The organism is Thioclava nitratireducens, assembly GCF_001940525.2.
Taxonomy (GTDB): Bacteria; Pseudomonadota; Alphaproteobacteria; order Rhodobacterales; family Rhodobacteraceae; genus Thioclava; species Thioclava nitratireducens.
Window position 1 is genome coordinate 2,759,088 of sequence record NZ_CP019437.1, and the last position, 13,413, is coordinate 2,772,500.

9 protein-coding genes, 1 tRNA gene, 2 rRNA genes and 2 pseudogenes (1 of these 14 cut by a window edge) are annotated in these 13,413 nt (G+C 58.2%); 7 read left to right on the plus strand and 7 right to left on the minus strand.

Annotation, left to right across the window (positions count from 1 at the left end):
• Window positions 1–71 precede the first annotated feature (71 nt).
• Both BMG03_RS13085 and BMG03_RS13090 read left to right on the plus strand, forming a co-directional pair.
• Window positions 72–500, plus strand: coding sequence for a MerR family transcriptional regulator (locus tag BMG03_RS13085; protein WP_075777007.1), 429 nt, complete (start codon window positions 72–74; stop codon window positions 498–500).
• Between the two features lie 330 nt (window positions 501–830).
• Window positions 831–2,282, plus strand: coding sequence for an MFS transporter (locus tag BMG03_RS13090; RefSeq protein ID WP_075777006.1), 1,452 nt, complete (start codon window positions 831–833; stop codon window positions 2,280–2,282).
• A gap of 380 nt (window positions 2,283–2,662) precedes the next feature.
• Here BMG03_RS13090 and BMG03_RS13095 read toward each other — a convergent pair whose 3' ends face one another.
• Window positions 2,663–3,196 carry a hypothetical protein gene (locus BMG03_RS13095; RefSeq protein ID WP_075777005.1) on the minus strand — a complete coding sequence of 178 codons (534 nt, stop codon included), beginning with the start codon at window positions 3,194–3,196 and terminating at the stop codon, window positions 2,663–2,665.
• Window positions 3,197–3,417: 221 nt separating this feature from the next.
• Window positions 3,418–4,599: an NO-inducible flavohemoprotein gene (gene hmpA, locus BMG03_RS13100; RefSeq protein WP_075777004.1), complete on the minus strand. Its 1,182-nt coding sequence runs from the start codon at window positions 4,597–4,599 to the stop codon at window positions 3,418–3,420.
• 315 nt (window positions 4,600–4,914) lie between these two features.
• Here hmpA and BMG03_RS21030 point away from each other — a divergent pair, with 315 nt between their 5' ends.
• The 5 genes and pseudogenes from BMG03_RS21030 to BMG03_RS21035 form a co-directional block, all read left to right on the plus strand.
• The gene (locus BMG03_RS21030; protein ID WP_244270952.1) at window positions 4,915–5,178 is read left to right on the plus strand and encodes an Rrf2 family transcriptional regulator; all 264 of its coding nucleotides are present in this window, start codon (window positions 4,915–4,917) and stop codon (window positions 5,176–5,178) included.
• A gap of 52 nt (window positions 5,179–5,230) precedes the next feature.
• Window positions 5,231–5,747, plus strand: a pseudogene (locus tag BMG03_RS13110) (DDE-type integrase/transposase/recombinase); the annotation flags it as partial.
• Between the two features lie 486 nt (window positions 5,748–6,233).
• A complete protein-coding gene (locus BMG03_RS13115) occupies window positions 6,234–7,340 on the plus strand; it encodes a glycosyltransferase family 4 protein (protein WP_075777001.1) in 1,107 nt (368 codons plus the stop codon).
• A 133-nt stretch (window positions 7,341–7,473) separates the two neighbouring features.
• On the plus strand, window positions 7,474–8,253 hold the full coding sequence (locus BMG03_RS13120; protein WP_075777076.1) for a glycosyltransferase family 25 protein: 780 nt from the start codon (window positions 7,474–7,476) through the stop codon (window positions 8,251–8,253).
• A gap of 295 nt (window positions 8,254–8,548) precedes the next feature.
• A pseudogene (locus tag BMG03_RS21035) lies at window positions 8,549–9,088 on the plus strand (transposase); the annotation flags it as partial.
• A gap of 39 nt (window positions 9,089–9,127) precedes the next feature.
• Here the strand turns inward: BMG03_RS21035 and BMG03_RS13135 are convergent.
• The 5 genes from BMG03_RS13135 to BMG03_RS13155 all read right to left on the minus strand — a co-directional run.
• Window positions 9,128–10,287 (minus strand): IS3 family transposase gene (locus tag BMG03_RS13135; protein ID WP_244270937.1). Its coding sequence is split into 2 segments (ribosomal slippage): window positions 9,128–10,038 and window positions 10,038–10,287, totalling 1,161 coding nucleotides; the frame shifts between segments, so codons are not numbered across the junction.
• Window positions 10,288–10,474: 187 nt separating this feature from the next.
• Window positions 10,475–10,723, minus strand: coding sequence for a ParB N-terminal domain-containing protein (locus BMG03_RS13140; RefSeq protein ID WP_075777696.1), 249 nt, complete (start codon window positions 10,721–10,723; stop codon window positions 10,475–10,477).
• Window positions 10,724–10,963: 240 nt separating this feature from the next.
• A tRNA-Met gene (locus BMG03_RS13145) sits at window positions 10,964–11,040 on the minus strand.
• Between the two features lie 195 nt (window positions 11,041–11,235).
• Window positions 11,236–11,350: ribosomal RNA gene (gene rrf, locus BMG03_RS13150) — 5S ribosomal RNA — on the minus strand.
• A gap of 88 nt (window positions 11,351–11,438) precedes the next feature.
• Window positions 11,439–13,413: ribosomal RNA gene (locus BMG03_RS13155) — 23S ribosomal RNA — on the minus strand; it runs 858 nt beyond the window's last position.

A 13,413-nucleotide genomic window follows, 5' to 3' on the forward strand; every position in this document is an offset into this window, starting at 1 on the left:
GATAGGAGCTACAGCAACTATAGGTTCAAGGGGGAAATCCGCACTCACGTAACCGTGAAGGGAGGTGCAGCATGCATACGATCGGAACATTGGCCCGCCGCACCGGAACCAAGGTGCAGACGATCCGCTATTACGAGCAGATCGGCCTGATGCCCGAGCCCGGGCGGACCGAGGGCGGCCAGCGGCGCTACCGGAACTCCGATCTCGACCGGCTCGCCTTCATCCGGCACTCGCGCCAGCTGGGCTTCCCGCTCGAAGCGATCCGCGAATTGCTGGACCTGTCGGACCACCCTGCGCGCGATTGCGGGGCCGCAGATTCGATCGCGCGGCGGCAATTGCGAGAGGTCGAGACCCGGATCGCGCGGCTCGAGGCGCTCAAGCGCGAACTGGAACGGATGATCGGCGAATGTCGGGGCGGGCCGACCTCGGAGTGCCGGGTGCTCGAGGTGCTGCGCGACCATTCGGAATGCCTCGCCGACGACCACGACACGATCGGCTGACGCTGCGGCGCCGCGGTTCGACTATGGGCCTTCGGGAAGAGGCTGGCCCGGAAAGCCCGAACGCTGCGCGCGTGGCGACCCGCCGCGACGAGACGAAAAAAGCTTGAGCCCGACGAGCGCGGCGCGATCGCTCGCTCAGCCCCGCGACGGTTTGTCAACGATTTCAATCGCATCACAATGCGCGCCCCCGAGGAGAGAGGCGCCCTGCAGCCTCCCATATCCGGAGCGGAGCCCCGGCTTGCGCCATCGGTCGCGTACGCTCGCAGGAACATTCTGGATCAGATCTTGTTGTTTTGAAGCTGATTTGATCGATAGGAATAGGAGGCAGACATGGCTGGCGAGAGCGGCAAAACGGTTCAAACTGACATTCCCGCCCGCATGGACCGCTTGCCGTGGTCTCGATTTCACCTGACGATCATCGTCGCGCTCGGCGTCACGTGGATTCTCGACGGCCTCGAAGTCACCCTGAAAGGGGCCGTCTCCAGCGTTCTTCAGGAACCCGAAAGCCTTGGCTTCACGAGTTCGCAGATCGGGATGATCGCGTCGTTCTACATCACCGGCGCGGTTCTTGGCGCGCTCCTGTTCGGCTATCTCACCGACCGTTTCGGGCGCAGGATGTTCTTCTTCATCACGCTCGCCGTCTATCTCGTCGGTGCGCTGCTGACCGCCTTTTCGTGGAACCTGTGGAGCTTCGTCGCCTTCCGGTTCATCACCGGCCTCGGCATCGGCGGCGAATATGCCGCGATCAACTCCACGATCGACGAGATGATCCCGGCGAGGGTGCGCGGTCAGGTCGCGCTCGGCGTGAACGGTTCCTACTGGCTCGGTGCGGCCCTCGGCGCGCTGTCGACGATCGTGCTGCTCAACCCGGACTACCTCCCGATCGATATCGGCTGGCGTCTGGGCTTCGGTATCGGCGCGGTTCTCGGCGGCATCATCCTCTACATGCGCCGCCATCTGCCGGAGAGCCCGCGCTGGCTCGCCACGCATGACCGGTTGGACGAGGCCGAGGAGGTCGTGAGCGACATCGAGAAGCGCACGAGCGAGCAAACCGGCGAGGAGCTTTCGGAGGTTCCGGACGACGACAAGATCAAGATCCGGCCGCAGAAATCCTTCTCTCTGATGAAGATCGTCAAGGCGATGTTCTCGACGCACCGCAAACGGGCGCTGCTCGGCCTCATCCTGATGAGTTCGCAGGCGTTTCTCTACAACGCAATCTTCTTCACCTATGCGCTGGTTCTGTCGAACTTCTTCGACGTGCCCTCGAAGAACACCGGGCTTTACCTCGTGCCCTTCGCCATCGGCAACTTCCTCGGCGTCATCGTTCTGGGGCGGCTGTTCGACAAGATCGGGCGCCGCGTGATGATCTCGCTCAGCTACGGCCTGTCTGCCGCACTCCTGATGGCCACCGGCTACATGTTCGCGCAAGGCTACCTCACGGCGATCACGCTCACGGCGCTCTGGTCGGTGATCTTCTTCTTCGCCTCTGCGGCCGCGAGTTCCGCCTATCTCACCGTGAGCGAGGTCTTCCCGCTCGAGACCCGGGCGCTCGCCATCGCGATCTTCTACTCGATCGGCACCGCCGCGGGCGGCATCGTCTCGCCCTGGGTCTTCGGCGCGCTGATCGACACGGGCTCCGCCTGGAACGTGTTCTATGGCTACCTCTTCGCCGGTGCCCTGATGACGGTCGCGGCCGTCACCGAAGCGGTCATCGGGATCGATGCAGAACAGGAGTCGCTGGAGAACGTGGCCGATCCGTTGTCCGCCGAGGGCGCGGAATAGGGGCAGGCCTCTGACGGTGGAGGTATTCCAGTCCTGAGATAATGCGTGCTGCGAGGCTCCTTGGATGGGGCCTCGCTTCGCTTTGTTACCGCCCTCCCCTTTGCGGGATGGAGGCGGCGCATTGTCCGGTCCTCGATAGCAGCGCTCCGACCGTTGGCGCAAACCCTTCGTTGCCGCCGTGGCGCACCGCAATCGTCATCTTTTGGCCGTCCGCGTAAGCGTGCCGCTGACATCAATCTATTCCACCGCTGATGCGATGGACCGCACTTACCCCCGGGCCGAGCGCGACATGAGAAAGCCCCCCGGGCCGAGCGCGACATGAGAAAGCCCCCGCCGCGTGCGACGAGGGGCTCCGGGGAGGATTTAGGTGTGAGGGTCGATCAGGCGTTGCCGTTGACCACGACGACCAGGTTGCCATCGGTATCGATGAACGCGGTTTCGACGTCATCGGCGGTGTAGCCGGTGCCGTCGAACACGCCGTCCGGAAGCTGGCTGTAATCGGCGTCCACGTCGGACCCGGCCGCGTTCTTCAGAGCCGCGGAGCCATTCTCGGCGCCTTCGCCCTTCAGGTCGGACAGCGCGACGATCTCCACCTCACCATCGGTTCCGACCTGATAATCGGAGAACTGATCGGTGGAGGCGGCACCGTTCGCCTTCAGGCTCGAGATGAGCTGACCGTAGGTCTTCACCGTCTCGCCTTGGCCCATGCCGGAGCTCGTGCCCGCATCCGCCGAGGCGCCCGTATCCACATTCGCGCCGACATCGGTGCCCGCACCCTGCGCAGCAATCGAAGCGCTGCCGCCCATGTCACTCGAAACACCGGCAGCGGCGTTGTTATCCTGGGCGAAGGCCGTGACGGGAGCCGCAGAGGCGAGAAGGCCGACGAGGGCGATCGATTTGAGGCTATAGGTCATAGTAGTCTCCTTCCATTTCTTGCGCCGACCATCGGCCGGCAGGAGGAGAACACGGGTGAGGTAATTGCCGTTCCGCGGGGCGAAAAGGGTCGGAAGAACCCTGCCCAAACTTCGATTATCGTGAGCGCGATCACGCCGGACCGAGACCGACATTCCGATTGATAACTGGAACCACGGGGCGCGTGCCCGACGCTCGTTCTTCAGAGCGCCGGGCCGCGTTGTCAGCCGATCTGGGCGGCTGCGGGGCCAAAGAACTCGTAGTGGATCCGCGCGTCCGGCACATTGGCGGCCTTCAGGCCCTTGACCATCTCCTGCATGAACCCGGTCGGGCCGCAGATGAAGTAGTCGGCCTTTTCGGCATCGCTGATCTGGACCAGCCAGCTGGGATCGACACGTCCGGAATGCACACCGTTCGCAACATCAGTCTCTTCCGGCGCCTCGTAGAAGACATGGGTTTCATGTGCCTTTGTACGGGGCGTATTGCTGAGCGCATGGGTTTGACCATTCCGGGTGGCGTGGACATAGACCATCCGCAGATCGCCGCCGCCGTAGCTCTCGAGCATCGAGATCATGGGCGTGAGACCCACCCCGCCCGACAGAAGCACGATTTCCTGCTTGCCCTTCGGATCGAGGAAGAATTCGCCGGCGGGCGCGGCCACGTCGAATTCGGCGCCGACCTCGACCGTGTCGTGCAGCCAGTTGGAGATCCGCCCGCCAGGTTCGCGCTTGACCGTAATCCGGTAGGACTGGCCATCCGGCGCCGAGGAGATCGAGTAGTTGCGACGATATTCCTCGTCCTCCGCAGGGGTGAAGCGGAAGCTCAGATACTGGCCGGGGCGATGCTTGAGAACCGGCATGCCGTCAACCGGATAGAGCGTGAAGGACGCGATCTCGGAGGTTTCCTTCTCTTTCGCACCGACCCTGAAGCGCCGCCAGCCACGCCAGCCGCCGTCCTGCTCTTCCGCACCGGCGTAAATCTGTTCCTCGCGGGCGATCAGCGTATCGGCGAGGAACCAGTAGGCTTCGCCCCAGGCGTTCAGAATTTCAGGCGTGGCGGCGTCTCCCAACACTTCCGCAACAGCCCCGAGCAATGCTTCGCCGACATGCGGATAATGCTCGGGGAGAATCTGCAGGCCCACGTGTTTTTGCGCGATCCGCTCCAAGGCGTCCGCGAGGACGCCGGGGTTCCGGATATGGGTCGCATAGGCCACCAGGGCGCCCGCGAGCGCCTTGTGCTGCGGCGAGTTGCCATGCTGATGCGACATGTTGAAGAGCGCGCGAATTTCGGGAGCGGCCAGCAGCCGCCGATACATCACGGGCACGATCTGATCGACGTGTTCCGCCACGACCGGCGCAGTAGCTTCAATGATCGCGAGTGTTTCTTCTGAGAGCGGCTTTGCCATTCCTGTCTCCTAGGCTATAAACATACCAACAAGACGCATCTATTTGCTCAGCCATTAAGATGCCAATCACAGGTATGTTTTTCCCGTGCGACATTCTGTCCGGACTCGTGGTACGAGACGGGTCGCTGAGGAGGCTGCATCAGGAGAAGTGCGAATGCGCTTGAACGACACCACGGACCTCGCCTTGCGCGTGATGATCTACGCCGCTTCGATGAAAGACCGACGTTTCACGATCGATCAACTCGTCGAAGCCTATCGCGCGCCACGCAGCACCATGATGAAAGTCGTCAACGCGCTGACCCGGGGGATTTTCTGGTGGCGCAACGCGGACGCTCCGGCGGGTTGGGACTTGCCCGGCCAGCGCAGGAGATCGGCGTGGGGACGATCGTGCGCCACATGGAGACGGATTTCGACCTCGTGGAATGTATGCGCAGCGGCGGCGACTGCACGATTACCGCCGCGTGCCGCCTGATCGCGCCCTTGGCCGAGGCGCGCGCAGCGTTCCTGACGACGCTGGACGCCTACACGATCGCCGATATCGCAATCTCCCCGCGCGATTTTGGCCTCGCCGCGTCGTGACGCGAATGGTCAGGATTGACCGTCTCCGGGTTGCGAGTGCCGGAGGCAGAGCAAGCGGGAAAAAGCGAAGCTGCGCGATGACCGCCAGGAAGTTGTCGCTGCGAATGGTGTTTGGGCGATGGATTTCGCTTCACGGACCTTCGGTTCGTTCACGATCAGCTCGCGTTACCCAAGAAACTGCGGTTTCTGACCATCGTCGACAGTCATTCACGTTACTGTCCAGCGACGGATGTGCGGTTTCGGTATCGCGGTGAAGATGTCGTTCATACGCTTGAACGGATTTGTAGCAAGCTCGGCCACCCAAGAACGATACGGGTCGATGAGGGCCGTGAGTTCATCTGCCGCGACCTCGATCTCTGGGCTCATGCCAGGCAGGTCACCTTGGGCTTCTCACGGCCCGGAAAGCCAACCGACAACGGCTTCATCGAGGCCTTCAACAGCAAGCTGCGGGCCGAGTGTTTAAACGCCCGTCGCCACTGTCGCTCGGACCAATGGCGCAACATTGGAACCTTCATGAGCCTTGCGGAGGCCGCGGAAAACTGGAGGATCGGCGCAAACACTACAACCAAGCCACTAGTGAAGCGCAGGCTTGGCAATTTTCAGAGACAGCCTCTCGACATTCATCTGATACCCCCCTAGCTTTCGAACCTACAGACATCGAAATAGGAAGCGCAAGTCCATGAAATCAAAGGGAGAGGTGCTTGACGGCGCCTGCGCAGACCGTCAGGCAAAGACGCTCTACCGAGATTTTCGAGAGCAAATTTCCGACTGATCTAAGTCAGTGAAATCCTGCGACCTGGAAGATGAAAGCTCTGTAACGAAATCTCAGAAGATATCGAGAGGGCACCGCCCCTTGATGATGCGATGAAAAATCTGGCACATCCACCACGCCGTAATTGATGTGCTTGAAAACTGCGGAAAGTAGCTTCGATTAGTCAAGCAGGAAGACAGAGCGTATTTGGCAATAAATACTACCCAAGCCCGTGTGGCACCTGCCAATATTAGCTCACTCACACAAGCTGCTTACGTATCGGTGTTGATGTCAGGGCGCCCAAATGAAAAAAACGACAGCTAGCCTATATGTCACGAACTTCAAAAAAAGGTTCACAGGCGTATCTTCAACTGCGGCAGCGGTGTTACGGCAGCAGCAAAATTTACTGAATGTAGCGCTTGTTGGTTACGCATTGCCGAAATGCGCAAAACCGATTGGTTTTTTCCGCGCTCTCCGGGAATGCCGCGAGCCTCCTGCCGGACGTGAATTTTCAATTTGGCACACACGGCGAAACATTGAAATGCAACTTGCTATATTGGCCCGAGATGTCCTGCGCCTGCCAATAAGAATTGTTTTCACCTCAGCCGCACAACGTCGCCATTCAGCTTGGCCACGCTGGCTAATTTCACGGATGGATGCGGTAATTGCAACAACTGAAGAGGCCGCCAAATATGTGCCTAATGTGGTTGCAGTAGTGCCTCATGGAGTGGATACGGAGCACTTCTTACCCGCCCAAGAAGAAGGCTATAAGCGCAAGTGGAAAGAACTGAAACTTCCCGGGGAATATGGGATCATAACGGTGGGGCGCGTGCGTCCGGAGAAAGGCACGGACCTTTTTATCGACGCTATGATTACTGCGCTTCCGGACCTGCCGGGAGCTTGCGCTATTGTTGTCGGAACGGCGAGACCCGAACACCAAAAATTCCAGGAAAAAATAAAGAAACGTGCTGAAGCAGCTGGGCTTTCAAACCGGATTGTTTTTTTGGGAGAAGTAGACCCCGACAAGTTGCAACAGATATTGCAGGGATGCCGAGCGCTCGTGGCACTCCCCCGTTATGAAGGATATGGGATGACGCCTCTGGAAGCCATGGCTACCGGACTTCCAGTGATTTTGAGTGAGACCGGCTACTTCAAAGAGTTCGTGGGAGAAAATGATACAGAGACCGGCTCATGTGGCGCGGTTGTACCAATAGAGGGCGCCGAACTTGCAGCAGAGGCTCTAGTGAGGATTCTCAAAGACAAAGACTTATACCATCAAAAATCGATAGCCGCCAGAAAAAGGGCCGTGCGAAAATTTAGCGTAACTTCCGAAGTGAATGCGATAAATATCGTTTACGAAGACCTATGGTCCCTTGCCGACAAAAATAATAAGATCTCGCGATCGAGTTAACTTATATACGCTAAAGGTTGGATCCTGAAACGTTTCAATCAGATCTTCGATTTGAACCGGAATCCCAATGGACAAAAGGGCGAGATTGAGCTAACAGCAAACCAGACCAATCGCTCGGAGCATGCTTACGCCTATGTACTGCCTGGTAATTAATTTGAGCACAGCGACCGCGCGCATGTCATTTATGGCCGATCAGCTGAACAGGCTGAAAATACCTTTTCAGAGGATCGATGCATTCACGCCAGAAATGGTAATGAATTATGAGAATTCGTTTGAATGGTCAAGCTGGGAGCGCCCTCTAAAAGACACTGAGAAAGCATGCTTTTTAAGCCATGTGGAAGCGTGGAAATTTGCCGCGGCACAGGATGAAAGCACCCTCATACTAGAAGACGATGCGCTTCTTTCCTATCAGACGCCCAGTGTCCTAAATGCGATTGACGAGATCGAAGGCATTGAGCATGTGACCCTTGAGGTACGGACGCGCAAGAAGATCGTTAGTAAGATTGGGCGCGCGATCGGGTCCAAGCACCAACTACTCCGCCTCTATCAAGACAGGAGCGGCTCTGCTGCTTACGTAATTTCGCCTTCTGGGGCGCGGAAACTTCTTGCGCGGGCGTCCAAAGAGGTCGCCCTCGCTGATGCGCTGATCTCCAAAGCCTATGAATTGAAAAGCTTTCAAGTCGAGCCGGCTTGCGGCGTGCAGCTAGACCGCGCGGCGGATTACGGCATTACAAATCCTTTTAATACCGTCTCTCAGATAGACTCAGGAAACCCAACGCCGATAACCAAACAGGCCTCTGGCTTTCGCGCCCGTCGGATCGGTGCGCAGCTTCGCATGGCCGCTCGCGCCCTAAGGCACGTTGGAATAGCTGAACGGCGTGAAATTCGCCTAGACCCCGCGCATTTCCTCTAGGACTGACTTCGTCAGGCTTTCCACCACCGTTTTTTTCGCGCCGGTGCAAGCGGTGCACCCGATTGAAAACCCTGTCCTCAATTTGGAACCTCCGCCAAATTTCATTGGGAACCTGCCCCGCAGGTTCGCCCACCGAAGAACGGATGCAGCCGCCATACCATGTGAACTGCCACGGAATTTTTCCTCCACCATCGATTAGAGTCCGACCCAACTTTGCTCTGCCCCCTAAAAATTGGACCGTTTGAAACTGGAGTTTTCAGCTAAGCTTTCCTGGCTGAGAGAGGAGCGGAAACGCATGAAAGCATCGAAGTTCACGGAAGCGCGAGACAGGCGTTCATTCTGAAGCAAGGCGAGGAAGGCACATCAGTTGCCGAGATTTGTCGCAAGGCTGGGATCGGGCAGTCGACCTATTTCGCCTGGAAGAAGAAATACGGCGGGTTGTTGCCTGATGAGATGCGTCGGCTGAAGCAGCTTGAAGATGAGAATGCACGACTGAAGCGGATCGTGGCGGATCTGACACTTGACCGTGAGATGTTGTGAGACATGTCGTGCGGCGAAAACTCTGAAGCCGGAACGGAGACGTGAACTGGTTCGCGGGATGTGCGCAGACTGGGCGGTCTCGATCCGCAGGGCATGTGGGGCCCTGAGGTTCGACCGCTAAAGCTACCACTACAAATCTCGCCGCATCGATCCGGTAGAGCTGAATCGGCGGATCAAAGAGATCTTCGAGACGCGTGTGCGCTATGGTTATCGGCGTGTCTACGTCGTTCTCGACCGGGAGGGTTGGGATGTCAGCATCAGGAAGGTCTACAGTGTTTACAGAGCCTTGGGGCTGCTGACCTGCCCCCTGACCTGCCCCCCTTGGGGCCCTCGTTCATAACGAGAGTCTGCAGGTTTGAGATTGGTAGTCGGATCGGTTGTTGTGGGCAAGCGCGCCGGGCGCGGAGCCCTCAAATTGCTCAAGCGTCCGGCGCGCTTCGAGCGGCGTCTGGTTTCCCAGAGACGAGTGCGGTCTGACGGCGTTGTAGTCGTAGCGCCAGAGCGCCAACTTGCGCCGGGCATCGTCCAGTGTGTCGAAGATCTCCTCGTTTAATAATTCGTCGCGCAGGCTTCCGTTGAAGGACTCGATGAACGCGTTCTGCTGCGGCTTGCCGGGGTCGATGTAGTGCCAGGGAATGGCGTTCTGGTCGGCCCATCTCAGGATGGCCCGGCTGGTGAACTCCGTCCCGTTGTCGCTGACAATGCAAGCAGGCTTTCCGTAGATCCGCACCAGCGCATCGAGTTCACGGGCAACACGCTTGCCCGATATACTGGTATCGGCGACCAGGCACAGGTTCTCTCTGCAACAATCGTCGATCACGGCCAAAATACGGAACTTGCGCGAGGCGCCGAAGCTGTCCGCCAGGAAGTCGAGCGACCAGCGCGCATTGGGATGCGCCGCCGCAGGCATCGGCGTGCGTGACCCGCGAGCCCGCTTGCGTCCACGCCGTCGCTTCACCGATAGCCCTTCCTCGCGATAGAGCCGATACAGCTTCTTGTGGTTCATGGTCATGCCCTTGCGCTCAAGCAGGATGCCGATCCGGCGATAGCCAAACCGGCGCCGCTTCCCGGCGATCTCCTTCATCTCCTCGCGGATCTCGGGGCAGTCCGGCGGGCGTGTGCGCCGGACCGTCTTGGGGTCGACACCGACAAGCTGGCAGGCCCGACGCTGCGAGATGTCATGATCCCGCATCGCCCTGAGCGCCGCCTCTCGCCGCCTGGTCAATGTCGTCAGTTCTTTCCCAGCAGATCCTTCAGAACCACGTTGTCGAGCATGGTGTCGGCCAACAGACGTTTGAGCTTGGCGTTTTCGTCTTCGAGCGCCTTCAGCCTGGCTGCCTCGGAGAGCTCCATGCCACCATACTTGGCCTTGAACTTGTAAAAGGTCGCCGGGCTGAGGCCATGCCTGCGGCACACATCAGCTGTCGGCATGCCTGCCTCCTGCTCCTTGATCATCCCAATAATCTGCGCCTCGGTGAAACGGCTTTTTCGCATTCGTCTGCTCCTTCAGAGTTGGCGCAGACTCTACACTACGTTGAGGGATCCCGCGGGGGGCAGGTCAAGGTCATGCGCCGTTCACCGTCAGAAGGCCAGAAGCGTGGTCGTTTGGCTCGTGCGGGACGGCGTCGATGTCGGGTCCGGCGACGCCCGCGCCTCCAGCCAGTAGCTTTGACTGCAGCGCTCAGTGAAGGCGCGCATGGACGAGGTAGCCGTCAACCGTTTTCTCGCCAAGCGCCTTCAGCGCCTCGAGCCGATGGAGGCCCTCGATCAGCACAAAGTTCTCCCCGTCCGCGCGGACCCTGATCGGAGTAAGTTGGCCGTGTTCGAGAATGTTCTCGGCCAGTTCGGTCATCTTTGCAATGTCGAGCGTCTTGGCACGCTTGACGGGCACACGGACGCGATTGATGGGGAAGACGGTTTTCTGGAGCATACGGGAACCTTCGGCTGGAAGGGAAAGAAGCACCGTAGCAGGATGCGTCCAGATCACAAAGCGAAGCGCGTCGTTCGCTCTGTATCGCCGTGTCGCGGCAGGGCACTATCGGCCGAGTTGCTTCATGGCCACACTCTTGAACGCGCCCTGTTTGCTTCCACATTGCTTCCACGGTGTTTTTCGAAACGCAAAAAGCCCCGCGAACTGCGGGGTTAAAGCGTTGATATGACTTAGAAGATTTGGTTGCGGGAGTAGGATTTGAACCTACGACCTTCAGGTTATGAGCCTGACGAGCTACCGGGCTGCTCCATCCCGCGTCCGTTGAGCTTTTGCCTTTTGTCAGGTTATGAGCCTGACGCGGCGATCGCGTTTTTCAAACTCTCGAGTAGAGTTTGTCTCGCTTGCGGGGTGCTCGATCCCGCGTTTGTTCCCGAGGGCATTTAGTGTTTGCGATCGGGATTTTGTTTGTCATCGTTTTTTGAGAGATGAAGTTTTTCGTCGCTTCTTTCTAGGTTTGGCGGTGACCTACTCTCCCACGTCTTAAGACGCAGTACCATTGGCGCGACGGCACTTAACGGCCGGGTTCGGAATGGAGCCGGGTGTTTTGCTCGTGCTATGACCACCAAACCGAGGAAGAAGCGATGAAGTTCAAGTCGTACACTTTGTATTGTGCATGCTGTTTGATCGGTTACCAGAGGTCTGGCTACTACCGGATCAAATCAAGCCAATCGGGCAATTAGTACTGGTCAACTGAACGCGTTGCCGCGCTTACATCTCCAGCCTATCGACGTGGTGGTCTTCCACGGCCCTCAAGGGATACCTAGTTTTGAAGGGGGCTTCCCGCTTAGATGCTTTCAGCGGTTATCCTGTCCGGACATAGCTACCCAGCACTACCGTTGGCACGATAACTGGTCCACCAGTGGTCCGTTCACCCCGGTCCTCTCGTACTAGGGGCAACTCTTCTCAAGTATCCTACACCCACGGCAGATAGGGACCGAACTGTCTCACGACGTTCTAAACCCAGCTCACGTACCTCTTTAAACGGCGAACAGCCGTACCCTTGGGACCTGCTCCAGCCCCAGGATGAGATGAGCCGACATCGAGGTGCCAAACGATGCCGTCGATATGGACTCTTGGGCATCATCAGCCTGTTATCCCCAGAGTACCTTTTATCCGTTGAGCGATGGCCCTTCCACTCGGGACCACCGGATCACTATGGCCGACTTTCGTCTCTGCTCGACTTGTCAGTCTTGCAGTCAGGCTGGCTTCTGCCATTGCACTCAACGACCGATTTCCGACCGGTCTGAGCCAACCTTCGCGCGCCTCCGTTACACTTTGGGAGGCGACCGCCCCAGTCAAACTACCCACCACGCAGGGTCCCGGATCCCGATAAGGGACCGCGGTTAGACATCAAGCAGGCGAAGGGTGGTATCTCAAGGATGGCTCCACGGAGACTGGCGTCCCCGTTTCAAAGCCTACCACCTATCCTGCACATCACATGCCTGATGCCAGTGCGAAGCTATAGTAAAGGTTCATGGGGTCTTTCCGTCTAACCGCGGGTAGTGTGCATCTTGACACACAGTTCAATTTCGCTGAGTCCACGTTTGAGACAGCGGGGAGATCGTTACGCCATTCGTGCAGGTCGGAACTTACCCGACAAGGAATTTCGCTACCTTAGGACCGTTATAGTTACGGCCGCCGTTTACCGGGGCTTCAATTCGGAGCTTGCACTCCTCCTTTTAACCTTCCGGCACCGGGCAGGCGTCAGACTGTATACGTCGCCTTACGGCTTCGCACAGCCCTGTGTTTTAAGTAAACAGTCGCCACCCCCTAGTTTGTGCCCCCGCCCCATACTTGCGTACGAAGCGGGCCTCCTTCTCGCGAACTTACGGAGGCATTTTGCCGAGTTCCTTAAACGTGGTTCTCTCAAGCGCCTTGGTATTCTCTACCAGTCCACCTGTGTCGGTTTCGGGTACGGTCCGATAGTGGGGCTATTTCCAGGAACCTGTTGGCTGCCCGATCAATCCGATAAGATCGAACAACGGCTCAGATCCGTCACCACCACATGGCCCAGGAATATTAACCTGGTTCCCATCGACTACGCCTTTCGGCCTCGCCTTAGGGGCCGGCTTACCCTGCTCAGATTAGCTTTAAGCAGGAACCCTTGGACTTTCGGCGACAGGGTCTCTCACCCTGTTTGTCGCTACTCATGTCAACATTCTCACTTCTGATCACTCCACCGGATGCCTTACGGCCCGGCTTCACAGTCAGAACATTGCCTCCAATATCCCCGAGGGGAGTAAGGAGGCAGCGTTCTATATCACAGAACGCTCCGCTACCACGCACATCACTGTGCATCCAAAGCTTCGGCTCATGGCTTGAGCCCCGTTACATCTTCGCCGCAAGACCTCTTGACTAGACCAGTGAGCTGTTACGCTATCTTTAAAGGATGGCTGCTTCTAAGCCAACCTCCTGGTTGTTTTGGAAGTCTCACATGCTTTCCCACTTAGCCATGAATTGGGGGCCTTAGCTGTTGGTCAGGGTTGTTTCCCTCTCCACGACGGACGTTAGCACCCGCCGTGTGTCTGCCGATCAGTTCTTCCCGGTATTCGGAGTTTGCTTAGACTCAGTAAGGCTGTGGGCCCCCATCATCCATGCAGTGCTCTACCCCCGGGAGAATACAATCGACG